Consider the following 18,230-nt stretch of genomic DNA (forward strand, 5'->3'; position numbering starts at 1 on the left):
TCTTATTCAAGCAAACCATTACTACGAAACCGCACCATTCACTCGGAAATATTATACATGATGCAAAACCAAAAACTCAAGTTCAGGCATAAAACCGATGAGCGATGCTTATAGCTTCTCCAAAACACTTCTTGCCGATGCCCCGCATCGGGCTTGACTCGCTGGCAACTCAAAGAAAAAAAGACCGATTGAGGGCATGCCCCAACCGATCTCTCTTTGCTTTATGATTTGGTTGCAAATAAGTTCGCAATAAATTTGCCTTCTGCTTCTGTCACTTCCACCATAGGAAGCCGCAGACCGCCTACATCAAGCCCGTGAAGCTTTAACGCATGCTTCACCGGAGCCGGGTTCGGTACGCGGTGTGGGCAGAAGAACAGGCCCTTAAACACCGGCATCAGCTTGCCATGCAGCTGAGCAGCGCGCGTGACTTCTCCGCCAACGAACGCATCGATCATCTCACGCATCGGCTTGCCGACTACATGCGCGGCAACGCTCACGATCCCATAGCCGCCAACGGACAACAAAGGAAGCGTTAAGCTGTCGTCACCGCTGTAAAGGCGGAATCCATCCGGCGCATTCGCAGCGATCAGTGACATTTGATCCAAATCACCGCTCGATTCCTTTGTTGCAACGATGTTCGGAATTTCTGCAAGGCGAAGCGTGAGCTCCGGCGACATATTGACGCCGGTCCGGCTCGGAATATTATATAACATGATCGGAAGCGAAGTGCTTTCCGCTATCGCTCTAAAGTGGCGGTATAAGCCCTCATCCGAAGGACGGTTGTAATATGGGGCCACCAGCAGAACACCGTCGACACCGGCCTTCTCCGCCACCTTCGTGAGATGGATAGAGTGTGCCGTATCGTTGGCGCCTGTGCCAGCAATGACCTTGCAGCGGCCAGCAGCCTTCTCTACCGCAAATCGGAACAATTGCTCCTTCTCTTCATCGGTTAATGTAGGTGATTCACCTGTCGTTCCCGCCACAACGATCGCTTCATTGTGTTGGTTCACGATTAAATCGTTAATAAGCTTTTCCGTCTGGTTCCAATCGATGCGCAGCTCTCCGTCAAACGGAGTAACCATAGCGGTAATTAATCTTCCGAAATCCAATGCGGTTTCCTCCTCAACGCACAATAGTCCTGTTGTTTTATGAATGGTGAAGGTTAAATTTTTGATGAAGCGCGTTCACGGCTTTCGCCATATCGTCTTTGCGGACGAGTACCCAAATGGTCGTATTGGAGTCGGCCGATTGAAGGATCGGGATGTCCTGTACCGTCAGAGCTTCTACGATTTGAGCCATAATACCGGGAACACCATTCATACCGCCGCCGATAACGGCGACCTTCGCACAGCCCGATAAAAGAGCGGGCTCGTATCCGAGCTCCCGCAAAATCTGCTGTGCCTGAGCTGCTTCCTTATCGTATACGGTGTAAACGACTCCGGAAGGGTAAACATTTATAAAATCAACACTGATTCCCTTTCGGGCCATAGCCTGAAAGACCTGCAGCTGCAAATCAAACTGGCCTTCCTTGGCTGCCACTTGAATCTGGGTCACCTGCTGCACATGGGCAATCCCCGTAACATGGCGGTCACTAACCTCCAGATTCATATCGCGGATCATCTCAGGACTGCACACCAGAGTGCCTTCCTCTTCCGAAAAGGTAGAGCGTACTCTCACAGGGATATTCGATTGCATCGCAACCTCAACTGCCCGGGGATGGATGACTTTAGCCCCATTATACGCCATATTACAAATTTCGGCATAGGTTACGTGGCTTAACGGCTTCGCATCCGGGACAACACGCGGATCTGCGGTAAGAATGCCTTCCACATCCGTAAAAATATCGACAACTTTTGCACGAAGGGCCGCACCAAGCGCGGTAGCAGACGTATCGCTCCCCCCGCGTCCCAACGTTGTATAGTCACCGTCTTTGGTTACACCTTGAAAGCCGGTTACAATGACGACCTTGCCTTCGTCCAGCAGCTGGTGAATCCGGTGCGGACGAATCGTTTCAATTCGGGCGTCACCGAATTGGGAGTTCGTCGTGATGCCCGCTTGCGCCCCGTTCAGCACGGCTGCCGGGATCCCTTCCCGATGCAAAAGGCTGCACATTGTGGTTGCCGAAATAATTTCTCCGCAGCACAGCAGCATATCCTTTTCCCGATTCGGTAATTGGTTTCCATTGTGTTCAATCCAATCAAGCAGGGTATCCGTAGCATACGGTTCCCCTTGACGCCCCATTGCAGACACAACGACTACGACTTTGGCATTCGTCTGGACGGCTTTCTTAATATGCTTAATGGCATGCCCTCTCGCTTCTTCAGTAGAAAGCGAGGTTCCGCCAAATTTTTGCACAATAATAGGCAATACTTTCCCCTCCTGACAGATCAGCGCCGATCAAAGGCGTTCTGCCGTTCGGGATCAAGCTTCCGTTGGTGTTGAAGCATCGTTCGATTGCGTATATTCTGCGATTTGTACGGCTTTCCAGGCTGCTTCTTTAGCAGGTTGTCGGAAACGATCCACAATTCAGCGCTCTTGGGCTGTTCAAATCTTTTCGCATAGTGCCGACAAAAGCGAGCTCGACGCCATTACAGCTGCCGGTCCCGCTTCTTCAGCCACAAAACTAAAGATTAATTGACTTCATCTAAAAAGCGTTCCACAAGCAGCGGCTGCAATTGCTTCCCTTGAAGCGCAGCTTCACAGGTTTCCATAATCAGGCTCATACGCGCAACCAGCGAGTTAGGCTTCGCTTCGGGAGCGTCCTGGCCGAACGGAACGAAGAAGATGTTCTTCGCAAAGATCAGCTTCGCAATGTTCGACAGGTTAAAGCCAAGGCCGTCATTGGTTGAAATCGCCAATACAAGCGGCCGTTGGTTACGCATTTGCGCCTTTGCCGCCATCAGGACCGGACTCTCTGTCATGGCATTCGCCAGCTTCGATGTCGTGTTGCCGGTACATGGCGCAATGACCATGACATCAAGCTTTTTGCTTGGCCCAAGCGGCTCCGCGTCAACGATTGAGGCAATAATATCATTTCCGGTAATTTCTTTCAACTGTTTTTGCCAATCTTCGGACTTGCCGAAACGAGTGTCCGTAGACATCATCGAATACGATGCGATCGGGATTACATTCGCTCCAGCGTCTACAAAACGCTTGATTTGCGGCATGACTTCCTCAAAGGTACAATGCGAACCTGTCAATGCATAACCTACGGTAATTCCCTTCCAATTCATCGATTCATCCCCCGTTTCTTTGCTTCTGTGAGTATTAACTCACTCACCGCATTGGCAATGATCCGGCCGGCTGTTTTGGGCGCAACCATTCCGGGCAAGCCCGGTGCCAGCATTGCCTTAATTCCTCGACGTTCCGCAAAGCGGAAATCCGTCCCTCCCGGCTTTGACGCCAGGTCGATAATGATCGAACCGGGCGGAAGCTGAGCAATAACGCCAGCCGTCAACACCTGGGCTGGCACCGTGTTAAACACAATGTCGACGTCCCGCAGTTCCTTGGCCAGATGATCCGTATGGAACGGAGTCACCCCCATTTCGACTGCTCTTGCAAAATGCTCGTTCCTGCGCACGCCGACCTTCACGTTCGCACCCAGCCCTTTCAGCGTACGCGCCAGCGTTAAGCCCGTGCGTCCGATCCCAATCACCGTGCAGGTAGAGCCATGAATGGTTATATCTGTGTTCTGGATCGCGATCATGACGGCTCCTTCAGCGGTAGGAATCGAATTATAAATGGCGACATCATCTCGATCGAGCAGCTCTACTACCGGAATGCCGTGCTTTCCGCACAGATTTGTTAAGAACGGCTTCGCCATCCCCGTATACACCTTGGCGTGTTTCGGCAGCGCCGCTACATGGCGTTCCTCCAACCGGAGCTCTTGTGAAGAAAAGATCGCCTCCACTTTGCCGGTATCATCGGTACCTACAACTGGCAAAATTACGGCATCGGCTTCGGAGAGCACCTCTTCGGTAAGATCGGCTTTGCGCACACCGCTGTAGCTCCGCTGCAAATTATCAAAACCAATCAGCTGAATGTTCGCATCCAACTCGTAAAGCTTTTGGATCACCTCCAGCTGCCTCGCGTCACCACCGAGGAAAACCACTTGAATCCCGGTCAGCATGGGTTCGAACTCCTTTCTTTTAAGACGCGTTGATACGTTATCCTATGCCATGCGCCCAGAAAGGTTCCTAAACAGCAAAAACCCATTCGCGGCGATCGCCTAGAATGGGTTTAAGAATCAAGTCTATTTTGTTCCTGTACTGCCAAAGCCGGAAGCGCCTCGAACGGTAGCTTCCAACTCCTCTACTTCAATCAAAACGGTGGTCGGAACGACGCCAAATACCATTTGTGCAATCCGTTCGCCGCGCTCAATGATGAATGGCTCCTGCCCGTGGTTAATAAGCAGCACCTTCACCTCACCGCGGTAATCGGCATCGATGGTTCCCGGCGAATTTAAGGTCGTTATTCCATGCTTGAACGCCAGCCCGCTCCGCGGACGGATTTGCGCTTCTAAACGGTCAGGCATCGCCAAGGCGAGCCCCGTCGGAATCAGCTGTCGTTCCCCGGGAAGCAGCTTCACCGGCTCCTCTACCGCTGCATATAAATCATACCCCGCCGCCTGCTCCGTCATCTTGGCAGGCAAAGGCAGTCCGGCTGCATTCGGCAGCCTCTGAACAAATACTTCAAACGACAAACTGATCCCTCCTGAATCCCGACAGCGCTTCATCGGACTGGCCGACGGCCGCTACCGCAAACGGCTTGCTGAACATCTGATCGGCAACTTTCTTTATGTCACTTGAGGTAATTCCATCAATTTTGGCAATTAGCTCATCCAGCGTATATTGGTACCCGAGCATCAGCTCGTTTTTTCCGTTACGGTTCATCCGGCTCGTCGAGCTTTCCAGACCGAGAATAAAATTACCCTTCAGCTGCTCCTTGCCCTTCTTCAGTTCCGCTTCCGTTAACCCGTTGTTGCGGATATCCGAGAGCACCTGCATCGTTACATCCAGCACTTCTTTCGTTTGCTTCGGGGCAGTCCCTGCATAAATGGTAAACATACCGGAATCCACATGCGCTGCATGGTACGAGTATATGGAATAAGCAAGTCCCCGCTTCTCACGAATTTCCTGGAACAGTCTTGAGCTCATCCCCCCGCCCACTGCATTATTCAGCAGTGTCATTGCATATAAAGCGGGATCGTCATGAGCGACACCCGGCAAAGCAAGACAAATATGATTCTGCTCAGTTTTTTTGCCATGAACGATTAAATCGGGAGAATATGCTGGTGCAAGCAGCGGAGTCTCAAGGCTTGAGTTATGAAACTGGCCAAAATGCTGCTCCAACAGCTCCAGTACGCTCTCATTTACATTCCCGGCAAGGCTAATCACCGTATTTTCCACAAAATAGCGCTGCTTCATAAAATGACGCAAATCATCCGACGTCATCTGCAGCAAATTGTCCTCTGTACCCAGAATGGAAAACGCAAGCGGATGCTGGCCGTAAGCCGCTTTGGATATTAAATCATGCACCATGTCATCCGGGGTATCATCGTACATTGCAATTTCTTCTATTATAACGTTCTTTTCTTTATCGAGCTCCTGCGGGTCAAAGGTGGAGTTGAAAAACATATCTGCCAGCACATCGACCGCAATAGGAAGATGCTGATCCAGCACCTTGGCATAATAACAGGTGTATTCCTTGGCAGTGAAGGCGTTGACATGTCCTCCAATGCTGTCGAACATATCGGCGATTTCCGCCGCATGAAACCGGTCCGTGCCTTTGAAAAGCATGTGTTCTATAAAATGAGAAATGCCGCTTGTTCGCTCATTTTCGTTCCGTGAGCCGTTCTTTACCCAGATGCCGAAAGAAACGGATCGGAGCGACGGTATTTCCTCAATAACTACGCGAAGCCCGTTGCTTAGTGTTTTTTTGATCACTCCGGCAGGTCCTCCTTGGTTCGAATTACTTCAACTAATAAACTATATCAAAATTACGAAGAAGGCTCAACCTGCCCTGGCTGCGAAAGCTGCTTCGGCTCGAGCACGCGGTCTACCGACAGCAAATCACTTACCGTTCCTAAGGATAGCCCTTTGCTCTTGATTGCTTTAATCATACCCGGAAGCGCCTCGCTGGACGACTGGGTTGGATGCATTAAAATCATCGCCCCCGGCTCAATGCGCTGTTCAATCCGCTTGACGATCCAGCCCGGCTCAGGCTTCTTCCAATCGATGGTATCGATCGTCCACAAAACGGTTTTTAAACCTAGCTCATGTGCGATTTTAACCGTTTCCATATTAAAGTCACCTGAGGGTGGCGCAAACCAGCGGTTTGTCACACCGACCTTTTCCTTAAGAAGCGCTTCCGTCTTCTGAATTTCCGACATTGCCGCAGTTCGGCCGAGCTTGCTCATTTCTTGATGGGAATATGCATGATTCGATGCCTCATGACCCATTTCCACCATCTTTTTCGCCGTTTCAATATGCTTGCTTAGCCACGTTCCGTCAAAGAAAAAGGTTGCCCGAACATTTTCCTTTTGAAGCGTCTCTAAAATCGAAGGCAAAAATTCATCTCCCCAAGCTACATTTATCATGATAGCGGCCATCGGCTTTTGGGAATTGCCCTTATAAATCGGGTTGGGCGGCAGATCATCCAGGGTAATGGCTGGAGGAATTTGCCGATATACATAGGGAATCTCTCCATCCTTGGATTGAAGTGCAAGCTCGTAGGTTTTCTCCACATCCACCTGCAGCCCGCTATACCCTTGAATCCCTTTCCACACCCGATCAATGCGCGCGTTAATCGGCTTTTCTTCTCTTTTTGCCGCTTCCTGCTGTATTTTTTCATAAAGCTCGCGGTTTTCCTGATCTTGAAATAAAAAAGCGTCAGCAGTAAAATTCGTCCCGTTCGATTTTACCGACTGTATGTATTGTTGGACGCTGTCCACCTGACTAATCGACACCCAAGTCACCAGCATAAACGTTCCCGTGATCCACCACTTTTTCACCGTTTCAACAACCCCTTTTCTTCCAATTTCAGCCGCACTACGAACAGGTTGTTTCCATCCTATGAAAAAGCGGACAAACTTATGCGGTTTTGCCCAACAAAAAAAGAGCCTGCAAAAATTCGGCTCTTTCGGTGTAATGCTATGTTATTGCTGTACCTGCGGCTGCTCCGGCTTCGGAAGCGTTGCCTTGCGGGACAGGTTCACCCGGCCCTGCTGATCGATCTCCGTAACTTTAACCGTAATCGAATCGCCAAGCGCCACCACATCCTCGACTTTAGCGACGCGATCATGCGAAAGCTGGGAAATGTGAACGAGGCCTTCCTTGCCCGGTAAAATTTCCACGAACGCTCCAAATTTCTCGATGCGCTTTACCGTGCCGAGATATGTTTCGCCTACGACCACTTCACGCACAATGCCTTCGATAATTTCCTTCGCACGTTCGTTTTTCGATTGGTCCGGCGATGCAATAAAGACGCGGCCGTCCTGCTCGATATCGATCTTAACGCCAGTTTCTTCAATAATTTTATTGATAATCTTTCCGCCTGCTCCGATAACATCACGGATTTTGTCCGGGTTAATCTGCATAACGGTAATTTTTGGTGCGTACTGGGACAATGCTTTACGCGGCTCATTCATAACCTCGGTCATTTTACCGAGAATGAACATGCGGCCTTCTTTCGCCTGCGCCAGAGCCTGATTTAAGATTTCACGGTCAATCCCATCAATCTTAATATCCATCTGGATTGCCGTTACGCCTTCACCGGTTCCTGCAACCTTGAAGTCCATATCACCGAGATGATCTTCCATGCCTTGAATATCAGAGAGGATGGAGAAATGCTCGCCGTCCTTAATCAGACCCATCGCAATACCCGCAACCGGCGCTTTAATCGGCACCCCTGCGTCCATCAGTGCAAGTGTGCTTGCGCAAATACTTGCCTGCGATGTGGAACCGTTGGATTCCAGCACCTCGGAAACAAGGCGGATCGTGTACGGGAATTCCGTTTCGGAAGGAATAACCTTCGCGAGCGCACGTTCGCCCAATGCACCATGTCCAATTTCGCGGCGGCCTGGCGGACGAAGCGGTCTCGCTTCCCCTACGCTGAACGGTGGGAAGTTATAGTGATGCATAAAACGTTTGGAATCCTCTAAATCGATGCCGTCCAAAATTTGCTCATCACCGATCGCGCCAAGCGTACATACGCTCAGTGCCTGCGTTTGACCGCGGGTGAACAAGCCGGAGCCATGTGTTCTTGGAAGCAGGGAAACGTCACATTCAATCGGACGAATCTCAGCAAGCTGACGTCCGTCTGGACGAACCTTGTCCACCGTAATGAGACGGCGAACCTCTTCCTTCACGATATTGTACAGCACTTCTTTCACATCGGACATTTTACTTGGTGTCTCAGCATAAACCTCCGAGAAGTGCTCTTCCGTTTCCTGATTGATTGCCGCAATTGCATCCGCACGGGCATGCTTTTCAGCAATACGAACCGCTTCAACGAGACGGGCGGATGCATGCTGTCTTACTTGCGCATCTACCTCAGCATCCACTTCATGAAGCTTTACTTCCATCTTAGGCTTGCCGGATTTCTCCGTCAGCTCCTCGATCGTTGATACGATTTTCTTGATTTCATCGTGACCAAACATAATTGCTTCCAGCATAACTTCTTCCGGAACCTCGTTGGCTTCAGCTTCCACCATCATAATCGCATCTTTTGTGCCTGCAACGACAACATAGATGTCGCTCTTCTCTTCCTGCTCAACCGTCGGATTGACGACAAACTTACCGTCAACACGTCCAACGATAACGCCGCCAATCGGTCCGTTAAACGGTACATCCGAGATGCTAAGCGCGGCGGACACGCCGATCATTGCTGTGATTTCCGGCGGGCAGTCCTGGTCCACGCTCATGACAAGCGCGACAACCTGAACATCGTTACGGAAACCTTCCGGGAAAAGCGGACGAATCGGACGGTCTGTCAAGCGGCTTGCCAAAATCGCTTTTTCGCTTGGACGTCCTTCCCGTTTAATAAAGCCTCCCGGAATTTTACCAACCGAGTACAAGCGTTCTTCATAATTCACAGTCAGCGGGAAAAAGTCAAGATCCTTCGGTTCAGCGGATGCTGTAACCGTACAGAGTACCGCTGTATCTCCATACTTAGCCATAACGGCGCCATTGGCCTGCTTCGCAAGCCTGCCCGTTTCGAGAACTAGGGTTCTACCGCCCAGTTCCATTTGCACACGGTGTTGTTCCATTGTGCTCCTCCCTTAAATTAACATATCCTACCTAACATTCTGCATACGGTCTAGTATTTCCTTCCTAGGCCGAAACATTTCATGCAATCTTATGTACAGAAAAAGCAACCCGTTTCCCTCGTAAGAGGAAATTCGGGTTGCTTCTTTAGGCTCGAATTAACGGCGAAGGCCGAGACGTTCGATCAAAGAGCTGTAACGTTTAACGTCTTTGTTCTTCAGGTAGCTGAGCAATTTACGACGCTGACCGACCATCTTGAGCAATCCGCGGCGGGAATGGTGGTCTTTCTTGTGCTCCCGCAGGTGGTTTGTCAAGTTAACGATGTTTTCGGTCAGGATAGCGATTTGAACCTCAGGGGATCCTGTGTCGTTCTGATGGGTTTTGTAATCACCGATCAGCTGCTGCTTGCGTTCTTGCGTAAGTGCCATCCTGATCACCTCCTTTAATTATAAGTATAATCGCCGACAGCCCAGACCTCGCCGGAGTGAACGAAAGTCCATGCTGCGGTTCTAATCTGTCCCTTGTAGGACAGCAAAAAGAATTATAGCATAATGCGATCCGAAAGTAAATGCTGCTTCGCTTCCATACGATCATTATTGATTTGCGCAATGAGTTCATCCACAGATGAAAACCTGCGTTCGCTCCGGATAAAGCGGTGCAGCTCCACTTCGATGATGCTGCCATATAGATCGCCCGTGAAATCAAACAAATGGATTTCGATGGTCACGATCCCTTCATCCCCATGAAACGTCGGTTTTTTACCGATATTCATAACGCCGCCATATCGGCTTCCTTTCGTCAGAACGGAAACCGCGTAAACGCCCTGCTTAGGGATGATATAAGGGCCAATCAGCTCCACATTGGCGGTCGGAACTCCTATCGTTCGGCCTCGGCCTTCTCCGTGCACGACCGTACCGGCAAACCGGAACGGCCTGCCTAAATAACGCTTAGCAAGCTCAGGCTGGCCGTTCTGCAGCGATGCTCTGATCAAGGTGCTACTTACGCGGTCTTCCTGCATCACATAAGGCTGGACGATCTCCACCGCAAAGCGGCCGCCGGCAAGCTCCTGCAGCAGCTCCGGTGTGCCCGCTCCCTTATGGCCGAAGGTAAAATTAAACCCGACAATTACGGTGGATACCCCTAGCGGAATAAGCACTTCATCGACGAACCGTTCCGGAGACACGCTGGAAAAGGGCTTGTCAAATTGGACGACGTAGGCTTCCTCAAGTCCGAGCTGCTCAAATTCACGCAGCTTATCCTCCAGCGGCGTTAAATATCGGGCATACTGCTCCAGACCCAGCACTTCGCGGGGATGCGGATGAAACGTCATTACCGCGGATACACCGCCGGTTTCTCCGGCGATCCGAACCGATCGGCCGAGCACCTCGCGATGGCCCAGATGGACGCCGTCAAAATCTCCAATTGAAAGCACGAGGTTTCGATGTGAAGGTTCACGGGTGGAGAGCGGATAAGAAAGATGATGAACGATCAACGATTCCGCGCCTCCTTAATTAAATACTTTAACAGGGGTCAACATCCGATCCGATGCTTCCCATGCAAAAATCCCTAAAAATAGCTGCTCTTCATTGTAAAGTCGCACGATGCTGCCATTCTCTAATGACTGTAAGGCCGGCTGGTCAATGGAAACAAGCGCACGGCCTTGAAGAGCCATCCGAGTAAGAGTTTCGTTAACCTTTACTTGAGTGATATGAGGAAGCGCCTGATCGGCTGAAATCAGCTTCTCTGTAAGCTTTCCCTCTGCCCATAAACGCTCCACTTCCTCTAAAGGAACCGATTCTGCTTCAGTAAAAGGCCCCGTTGCAGATCGCACCAGCTGCTTCATGGTCGCAGGTACCCCAAGCTTTTTGCCGAAATCCACACACAAGGTACGAATATAAGTCCCCTTTGAGCAATCCACTACAAATTGCACTTCCGGATACTCCTGCTCAAGCTGCATCTTCAAAATATGAATCCCGTAAATTTCTACTTTACGGGATTTCCGTTCGACCTCGATACCCTGTCTGGCCAGCTCGTAGAGACGTTTACCGTCATGCTTCACCGCGGAATACATCGGAGGCACCTGCTCAATCGTCCCTACAAAAGAGAGCAGCGTATGCTCGATCTCATCTTGGCTGAGCTTGATTCCTGGCCTATCTTCAATCAGCTCACCGGTAACGTCTTCCGTATCCGTGGATTGACCGATCCGCACGACAGCCTCGTATTGCTTGGGTAAATCCTGAATATATTCGACGACACGCGTTGCCCGGCCAATGCAAAGCGGAAGCACTCCGGTTACTTGAGGATCCAGCGTCCCGGTGTGCCCGATACGTTTAATTCGAGTGATTCTCCTTACCCGTGCTACAACGTCGTGGGAAGTCATTCCTGCCGGCTTCCAAATCGGCAGCACTCCTTCTATCGTTTCCGCCGTAATCATAAATTCGCTACCACCCGTCCTACGACTAGCTGAACCGCCTCGTCCATTTCTAGCTGCACCGATGCCCCCGCTGCCCGTCGGTGTCCCCCTCCGCCAAGCGATTGCGCGATTTCAGCGACATCCACGGTTCCGGAGGAACGAAAGCCTACCTTCACTCCGCCTTTAGGGGACTGCTTGAAGAGAAGCCCTACTTCTACCCCTTCAATGTTCCGGGGGTAGTTGACAAGCCCGTCAAGATCCTCCGGATTCGCACCGCACTCCTCGACATCCTTCAGCGTTACCGTCATCCAAGCGACGCGATTGTCTGCGGCCAGCGCCAGCGTGGAAAGCGCCCGGCGCAGAAGCTGAATCTGCGCAAGTGTCACGCGCTCCAGCAAACGTTCCGCCAGCTCCGGACCTTTCGCCCCTAGCTGAAGCAATCGTCCCGCCGTCTCCATCACCTTTGTGCTGGTGTTGGAATAACGGAAGCCGCCCGTATCCGTAAGCAGACCGCTGTACAAGCAGGTCGCAAGCTCCGGCGTCCATCGTGCGTTCATTTCGATGGCAAGGTCGTATAAAATCTCAGCGGTTGCGGCAGCATCGGCTTGAATCAAATTGACTGTGCCGAAGCTATCATTTGTAGCATGATGATCAATGTTCAGAAACGGTGTTCCCGACGCAATGAGTTCCGAAACAAGCCCTAGTCGCCCAAAATCCGCGCAATCGACAGCTATGACGGCTTGAAATCGCTGTCCCAGCTGCTGCACGGATTCATAAGTATGTATAGAAAGGCCACCCGACATAAACCGATACTTCTCCGGCATGGTACCTTCATTAACAAGCGTAAATGTTTTCCCTAAGCTGTTAAGCATATGACCAACGGCAAATGTGGAACCGGCAGCATCTCCATCCGGCTGAACATGGGACACAACAAGCACATCGTTATGCCCCATTACAAATTCAGCCGCTAAGCGGAGCTGCTCCTGGTAAGAAGCAAGAGGAGCGGAACTCATAGTTCCGCCGCTCCTGAGTTGATTTGTTCCAGCAATGCTTCAATGCGCGATCCGTAGTCAATGGAAGTGTCGAACTTGAACAGCAGTTCCGGGGTATGGCGAAGACGCATGCGCTTGCCGACCTCGGAACGGATAAAGCCTTTCCCCCGCGCTAAGGCGTGAAGGGTCGCTTCACGCTGCTCGTCGCTGCCAAGTACACTCAAGTATACTTTTGCCTGCGAAAGATCACTCGTTACATCGACACCGGTTACCGTAATAAAGCCGATTCGTGGATCCTTGAGTTCCGATTGAATGATCTGGGAGAGCTCTTTTTTGATCTGCTCCCCAACACGACCTGCTCGAAATTTAGCCATGAATGTCTCACCTCTCAACGGTTTCCATGATGAACGCTTCGACGATATCTCCTTCTTTAATATCATTGAAACGCTCCAGGCTGATTCCGCATTCGAATCCTTGGGTTACTTCACGTGCGTCGTCTTTGAAACGCTTTAAGCCTTCCAGCTTGCCTTCATAGACTACGACACCGCCCCGGATAAGACGAGCTTCCGCGTTACGAACAACTTTGCCGCTCGTAACCATACATCCGGCAATCGCGCCGACCTTGCTGATTTTGAAGACATTGCGCACTTCGGCTTGGCCGATTACCGTTTCCTTGTAGACCGGATCCAGCATGCCCTTCATTGCCTGCTCAATTTCATCAATTGCCGTGTAAATAACACGGTGCAAGCGAATGTCGACCTTCTCTTGGTCGGCTGTTGAAGCGGCTTGCGCATCCGGACGAACGTTAAAGCCGATAATGATTGCACCCGAAGCTGCAGCAAGAATAATGTCGGACTCGGTAATCGCACCGGCACCGCTGTGAATAATTTTCACGCGCACGCCTTCGATCTCGATTTTTTCAAGGGAGCCACGCAGCGCTTCGACGGAGCCTTGAACGTCCGCTTTGATGATGACGTTCAATTCCTTCATTTCGCCCTCTTTGATTTTGCTGAACAAGTCGTTAAGCGTTACGCGGGAATTCGCCCCGAGCTCGCTTTGACGCTTCGTAATGGAGCGTTTGTCCGCAATTTCACGCGCTTTTCGCTCATCCTCAAACACGATAAACGGATCGCCCGCCTGAGGCACGTCGGTCAAACCGGTAAGCTCAACCGGCGTGGAAGGTCCCGCTTCTTTAATACGGCGTCCCTTATCGTTTACCATGGCACGAACGCGGCCAAAACATACACCGACAACGATCGCATCGCCGATTTTCAGCGTACCGTTCTGGATCAATACGCGGGCCACAGGACCGCGAGATTTATCAAGCTCGGCCTCAATAACTGTACCGCGAGCGCGTTTATCCGGATTTGCCTTATACTCCTCCACCTCTGCAACGAGAAGGATCATTTCCAGCAAATTCTCGAGATTCAGGCGCTGCTTTGCCGATACATTGACGAAAATCGTATCGCCGCCCCACTCTTCCGGTACCAATCCGTACTCAGTCAGCTCTTGCTTAATCCGGTCCGGATTCGCTTCCGGCTTATCGATCTTGTTGACAGCAACGATAATCGGTACCTTCGCTGCTTTGGCATGTGAGATGGCCTCAACGGTCTGCGGCATGACGCCGTCATCTGCGGCAACGACAAGAATCGTAATATCCGTTACTTGAGCCCCGCGAGCACGCATCGTGGTGAACGCCTCGTGGCCTGGAGTATCGAGGAACGTGATTTTCTTGTTGTTGATTTCAACCTGGTATGCCCCGATATGCTGGGTAATGCCGCCTGCTTCACCTTCAACCACGCTTGTGGAACGGATAGCGTCAAGCAGGGTAGTTTTCCCGTGGTCAACGTGACCCATGATCGTAACAACCGGCGGACGTTCTACCAGATCCTCGTCTTCATCCTTTTCTTCGACATCCTCGAAGTTTTCATCGTTAACCGGAATTTTCACTTCCGTTTCTACACCGTACTCCGCAGTCATTAACAAGACTGTATCCAAATCCAGCTCTTGGTTAATGGTTGCCATCGTTCCCATGAAGAGCAGCTTCTTGATAACCTCAGAAGCGTCTTTATGAAGCAGCTTCGCAAGCTCTCCAACCGTCATTGGGCCGCGAACGATAACCTTCTTTGGAGTATTATCGATTTTTTCCTTACGAGGCTGCTCGTTTTGGCCTCTGCCACGACCCTGGTTCCGTCCGCCCTTGCCGCCGCGGAAGTTTCCGCCTTTATTATCGTCAAACCGCTTCTGATTCGGTTTCGATTTCTTAACCTGCTTGCCTTTGTTTGCGTCATCACTCGTATCGTCGTTGAACGAACGCTGTGGACGCGCATTGTCACGCACACCGCCGCTTGGTGCCGGACGAGCGGCTGCATTGCCATCGCGTCCGCCGCTTGGACGAGCGGCTGCATTACCGTCGCGTCCGCCGCTTGGACGAGCGCCCTGCTCGCCTGGCTTGCGCNTGCTTGGACGAGCGGCTGCATTACCATCGCGTCCGCCGCTTGGACGAGCGGCTGCATTACCGTCGCGTCCGCTGCTTGGACGAGCGGCTGCATTACCATCGCGTCCGCCGCTTGGACGAGCGGCTGCATTACCGTCGCGTCCGCCGCTTGGACGAGCGCCCTGCTCGCCTGGCTTGCGCTGAAAGCCGCCCTGACGTCCGCCCTGCTGGCCTCCGCCTTGGCCGCCCTGACCGCTGCTGCGCGGCTGGCCTTGACGGTCTCCGCCGCCCGATTGCGGCCCGCGGTTTTGCCCGCCGCCGCTTGGTCTGCGGTCGCCCTGCTGGCCTCCGCGATTATCGTTGCTTCGATTTTGTGAAGTTCCTTGCGGTCTGCGGTCCTGCTGCTGCCGCTCCTGCGGCGCCCGGTCCCGTTGCTGTCCATCATTACGTTGTTGATCGGACGGCTGAGAATTCGTTGTTGTATTCATCGTTCTTTGATCACCATGCCCCCGGTCTTGTTTCGCTTGCATTCCTTGATCTCCCCCCGCAGCCGGCTTTGGCTGCTCTTCGGAAGCCCGCCCTGCATTTTGCTGAGCGCTAACTGCAATAGATTTATTGGTATCAGCAGGCCGCTTGGACGCTGCGTTTGCTTTCACATCGCGGAAAAACTTTTCCACGGACTCTACCATTTTATCTTCCATCACGCTCATATGATTATTAACCGGCAAATTAAGCCTTTTTAAAATTGTAATAATTTCTTTACTGCTCATATTTAAAGATTTTGCATATTCGTAAACGCGCAGTTTATCCTTTGGATCTTGTTTACTCAATACTCTTCACCTCCGCTGTTATACGCAAGCCTTTACGGATCAATTCGGCGAACCCGTCGTCCGTGACAGCGATAACGACGCGCTCCGGCTTGCCAATCCCCTGCCCAAGCTGTTCACGTGTGAGCTGCTCCAGCACAGGCACATCGTAGAAGGAGCATTTGTCCTTATATTTTTTCCTTGCATTATCCGAAGCGTCGGTAGCCAGAAGCACCAGCTTGGCCGTTTTGCTGCGAACAGCCTTCAGCACCGCTTCATCCCCGGTCGCCAGCTTGCCCGCTCTCATCGCCAGTCCAATCGTCTGGATAGGATTCGCATTATTCTTCATCGTCTTCATCCATCCGATCTTTGCTCGCGTGGAACTCATCCTCGACCCGAATAAAATCCTGTTCCAGGCGGTCATAAATATCATCCCCTACGGCGGCCTTCAAGGCGCGGTCCAGCGATTTTGCTTTCTTGGCCAACCGGAAGCAGCTCACCTTGCCGCATAAATATGCGCCACGGCCTGATTTTTTTCCCGTCAAGTCAATGAGCACATCGCTTTGCGGCGTTCTGACGACACGAATCAGTTCCTTCTTAGGCATCATTTCTTGACAGGCAACGCATTTCCGCAGCGGCACTTTTCTAGCCTTCACGCCGATCCCTCCTCCCGCGTAAGCGATACGTTATCAACTAATCAATGCTAACAGAATCCTGCGGCATCTCTTCAGCATACGTCTTCTCACGGCCAAACTCTTGTTCTGCCTGCGTTTCGCTCTTAATATCAATTTTCCAACCGGTCAGCTTAGCCGCCAGGCGGGCATTCTGCCCTTTAATCCCGATCGCTAGAGAAAGCTGGTAGTCCGGAACGATAACACGCGCCATTTTCTCTTCCTCAAACACTTCCACTTCTACAACCTTCGATGGGCTGAGCGAATTGGCGACGTACTCCCCAACATCTTCCGACCAGCGGACAATATCGATTTTTTCGCCCTTCAGTTCGTTCACGATCGTTTGCACGCGCGCGCCTTTTGGACCTACGCAGGAACCGACCGGATCAACTTCCGGGTTGCTGGAATATACGGCAATTTTAGAACGGAAGCCTGCTTCGCGGGCAACCGATTTAATTTCAACGACACCGTCGTAAATTTCAGGAACTTCCAGCTCAAACAATCGCTTCAGAAGGCCCGGGTGCGTACGGGAGAGCACAATTTGCGGCCCTTTGGTCGTATTCTCAACGCGGGTGATATACCCTTTGATGCGGTCGTTCATTTTGAATTTTTCAGTCGGCATCACTTCGTTGAGAGGCATAATCGCCTCGACCTTACCCAAATCGATATAAATAAAGCGGGTATCCTGCCGCTGCACGATGCCCGTTACAATATCTTCTTCTTTGTCCACGAAGGCGTTGTAAATGAGTCCGCGCTCCGCTTCACGAATGCGCTGGGTAACGACCTGCTTCGCCGTTTGAGCGGCGATACGGCCAAAGTCACGAGGCGTAACCTCGATTTCGACGATGTCCTCCAGCTGGTAGTTCGGATTTAGCTCTCTAGCGGCATATAGTGAAATTTCCATCCGCGGGTCGAGTACCTCGTCGACTACAGTCTTTCTGGCAAATACTTGAATGCGGCCGGTTTGGCGGTTAATGTCAACGCGCACATTTTGCGCCGTGTTGAAATTGCGTTTATAGCTGGAGATCAGCGCTGCTTCAATCGCCTCGATGATCACTTCTTTGCTGATACCCTTTTCACGTTCCAAATCCGACAGCGCCTCGATAAAATCCATATTCATGGAACGTAGTTCCTCCTCTCAGAACCTCTGTTTACTTACACCGTCCGGTGCTTCCTGTTAAAATACAATCGCCAATCTGGCGCTCGCTACTTTTGCAAAGGGAATTGTATGTTCTTTTTTGCCGATCCGAACGACGAGCTCTTCACCGTTGTACGATTCGAGCAAGCCCTCGAATTCCTTCAGACCGCCGACCGGCTCATAGGTGGTAATAAACACATGCGAGCCTACCGCTCTGCGGTAGTCATCAGCTTTCTTGAGCGGCCTCTCCGCGCCCGGGGAGCTCACTTCCAAGAAATAAGCGTCAGGAATCGGGTCGGTCTCGTCAAGCTTCTGACTTAAGTATTCGCTGATTCGTCCGCACTCGTCGATGTCAATTCCGCCCTCTTTGTCAACGAAAACCCTTAAAAACCAGTTGCTGCCCTCTTTCACGTATTCCACATCGACCAACTCGAAGCCCTCAGCGTCTAAAAACGGCAGGAGCATTTCTTCCACGATTGGTTTGATAGGTTTGCCCACGCCTTGCAT

18 protein-coding genes are annotated in these 18,230 nt (G+C 51.4%); all 18 read right to left on the reverse strand.

Annotated features, from left to right (window positions below):
* Positions 1-221: 221 nt before the first annotated feature.
* Positions 222-1,109, reverse strand: coding sequence for a 4-hydroxy-tetrahydrodipicolinate synthase (gene dapA, locus GQS10_RS00395; RefSeq protein WP_166237870.1), 888 nt, complete (start codon positions 1,107-1,109; stop codon positions 222-224).
* Positions 1,110-1,146: 37 nt separating this feature from the next.
* Positions 1,147-2,367, reverse strand: a complete 1,221-nt coding sequence (dapG, locus tag GQS10_RS00400) for an aspartate kinase (RefSeq protein WP_166237872.1) — start codon at positions 2,365-2,367, stop codon at positions 1,147-1,149.
* A gap of 263 nt (positions 2,368-2,630) precedes the next feature.
* Positions 2,631-3,233: a dipicolinate synthase subunit B gene (locus GQS10_RS00405; protein ID WP_166237874.1), complete on the reverse strand. Its 603-nt coding sequence runs from the start codon at positions 3,231-3,233 to the stop codon at positions 2,631-2,633.
* Positions 3,230-4,129, reverse strand: coding sequence for a dipicolinate synthase subunit DpsA (gene dpsA, locus GQS10_RS00410; RefSeq protein ID WP_166237876.1), 900 nt, complete (start codon positions 4,127-4,129; stop codon positions 3,230-3,232). Before dpsA ends, GQS10_RS00405 begins: the two co-directional genes overlap by 4 nt.
* Positions 4,130-4,252: 123 nt before the next feature.
* Positions 4,253-4,708, reverse strand: coding sequence for a dUTP diphosphatase (gene dut / locus GQS10_RS00415; RefSeq protein WP_341804986.1), 456 nt, complete (start codon positions 4,706-4,708; stop codon positions 4,253-4,255).
* Positions 4,692-5,945 carry an insulinase family protein gene (locus tag GQS10_RS00420; protein WP_166237879.1) on the reverse strand — a complete coding sequence of 418 codons (1,254 nt, stop codon included), beginning with the start codon at positions 5,943-5,945 and terminating at the stop codon, positions 4,692-4,694. Before GQS10_RS00420 ends, dut begins: the two co-directional genes overlap by 17 nt.
* Positions 5,946-5,998: 53 nt before the next feature.
* A complete protein-coding gene (locus GQS10_RS00425) occupies positions 5,999-6,982 on the reverse strand; it encodes a polysaccharide deacetylase family protein (RefSeq protein WP_166238321.1) in 984 nt (327 codons plus the stop codon).
* Positions 6,983-7,156: 174 nt separating this feature from the next.
* Positions 7,157-9,268: a polyribonucleotide nucleotidyltransferase gene (gene pnp / locus GQS10_RS00430; protein ID WP_166237881.1), complete on the reverse strand. Its 2,112-nt coding sequence runs from the start codon at positions 9,266-9,268 to the stop codon at positions 7,157-7,159.
* A gap of 156 nt (positions 9,269-9,424) precedes the next feature.
* The gene (gene rpsO, locus GQS10_RS00435) at positions 9,425-9,694 is read right to left on the reverse strand and encodes a 30S ribosomal protein S15 (protein WP_166237883.1); all 270 of its coding nucleotides are present in this window, start codon (positions 9,692-9,694) and stop codon (positions 9,425-9,427) included.
* A gap of 113 nt (positions 9,695-9,807) precedes the next feature.
* Positions 9,808-10,758, reverse strand: a complete 951-nt coding sequence (locus GQS10_RS00440; RefSeq protein WP_166237885.1) for a bifunctional riboflavin kinase/FAD synthetase — start codon at positions 10,756-10,758, stop codon at positions 9,808-9,810.
* A 15-nt stretch (positions 10,759-10,773) separates the two neighbouring features.
* A complete protein-coding gene (truB, locus tag GQS10_RS00445; protein ID WP_166237887.1) occupies positions 10,774-11,700 on the reverse strand; it encodes a tRNA pseudouridine(55) synthase TruB in 927 nt (308 codons plus the stop codon).
* Positions 11,697-12,692 (reverse strand): DHH family phosphoesterase, encoded by a 996-nt coding sequence (locus GQS10_RS00450; RefSeq protein ID WP_166237889.1) that lies wholly within the window; start codon positions 12,690-12,692, stop codon positions 11,697-11,699. The genes truB and GQS10_RS00450 overlap by 4 nt, the downstream gene beginning before the upstream one ends.
* Positions 12,689-13,045 carry a 30S ribosome-binding factor RbfA gene (rbfA, locus tag GQS10_RS00455; protein WP_166237891.1) on the reverse strand — a complete coding sequence of 119 codons (357 nt, stop codon included), beginning with the start codon at positions 13,043-13,045 and terminating at the stop codon, positions 12,689-12,691. Before rbfA ends, GQS10_RS00450 begins: the two co-directional genes overlap by 4 nt.
* A 7-nt stretch (positions 13,046-13,052) precedes the next feature.
* Positions 13,053-15,938, reverse strand: coding sequence for a translation initiation factor IF-2 (infB, locus tag GQS10_RS00460; protein WP_166237893.1), 2,886 nt, complete (start codon positions 15,936-15,938; stop codon positions 13,053-13,055).
* Positions 15,931-16,263 (reverse strand): L7Ae/L30e/S12e/Gadd45 family ribosomal protein, encoded by a 333-nt coding sequence (locus GQS10_RS00465; protein WP_207952066.1) that lies wholly within the window; start codon positions 16,261-16,263, stop codon positions 15,931-15,933. Before GQS10_RS00465 ends, infB begins: the two co-directional genes overlap by 8 nt.
* The gene (gene rnpM / locus GQS10_RS00470; protein WP_166237895.1) at positions 16,253-16,570 is read right to left on the reverse strand and encodes an RNase P modulator RnpM; all 318 of its coding nucleotides are present in this window, start codon (positions 16,568-16,570) and stop codon (positions 16,253-16,255) included. The genes GQS10_RS00465 and rnpM overlap by 11 nt, the downstream gene beginning before the upstream one ends.
* Positions 16,571-16,607: 37 nt before the next feature.
* Positions 16,608-17,705: a transcription termination factor NusA gene (gene nusA, locus GQS10_RS00475; RefSeq protein WP_166237897.1), complete on the reverse strand. Its 1,098-nt coding sequence runs from the start codon at positions 17,703-17,705 to the stop codon at positions 16,608-16,610.
* Positions 17,706-17,762: 57 nt separating this feature from the next.
* Positions 17,763-18,221 (reverse strand): ribosome maturation factor RimP, encoded by a 459-nt coding sequence (rimP, locus tag GQS10_RS00480; protein ID WP_341804978.1) that lies wholly within the window; start codon positions 18,219-18,221, stop codon positions 17,763-17,765.
* Positions 18,222-18,230: the final 9 nt, after the last annotated feature.

The sequence above is a fragment of the Paenibacillus turpanensis genome (genome assembly GCF_011421635.1).
GTDB lineage: Bacteria > Bacillota > Bacilli > Paenibacillales > YIM-B00363 > Paenibacillus_AK > Paenibacillus_AK turpanensis.

Coding starts and splice junctions, on each gene's coding strand:
- GQS10_RS00405 (WP_166237874.1), bottom strand. CDS start 3,233: ATGAATTGGAAGGGAATTACCGTAGGTTATGCATTGACAGGTTCGCAT.
- dpsA (WP_166237876.1), bottom strand. CDS start 4,129: ATGCTGACCGGGATTCAAGTGGTTTTCCTCGGTGGTGACGCGAGGCAG.
- GQS10_RS00425 (WP_166238321.1), bottom strand. CDS start 6,982: ATGCTGGTGACTTGGGTGTCGATTAGTCAGGTGGACAGCGTCCAACAA.
- pnp (WP_166237881.1), bottom strand. CDS start 9,268: ATGGAACAACACCGTGTGCAAATGGAACTGGGCGGTAGAACCCTAGTT.
- rpsO (WP_166237883.1), bottom strand. CDS start 9,694: ATGGCACTTACGCAAGAACGCAAGCAGCAGCTGATCGGTGATTACAAA.
- truB (WP_166237887.1), bottom strand. CDS start 11,700: ATGATTACGGCGGAAACGATAGAAGGAGTGCTGCCGATTTGGAAGCCG.
- GQS10_RS00450 (WP_166237889.1), bottom strand. CDS start 12,692: ATGAGTTCCGCTCCTCTTGCTTCTTACCAGGAGCAGCTCCGCTTAGCG.
- rbfA (WP_166237891.1), bottom strand. CDS start 13,045: ATGGCTAAATTTCGAGCAGGTCGTGTTGGGGAGCAGATCAAAAAAGAG.
- GQS10_RS00465 (WP_207952066.1), bottom strand. CDS start 16,263: ATGAAGAATAATGCGAATCCTATCCAGACGATTGGACTGGCGATGAGA.
- nusA (WP_166237897.1), bottom strand. CDS start 17,705: ATGAATATGGATTTTATCGAGGCGCTGTCGGATTTGGAACGTGAAAAG.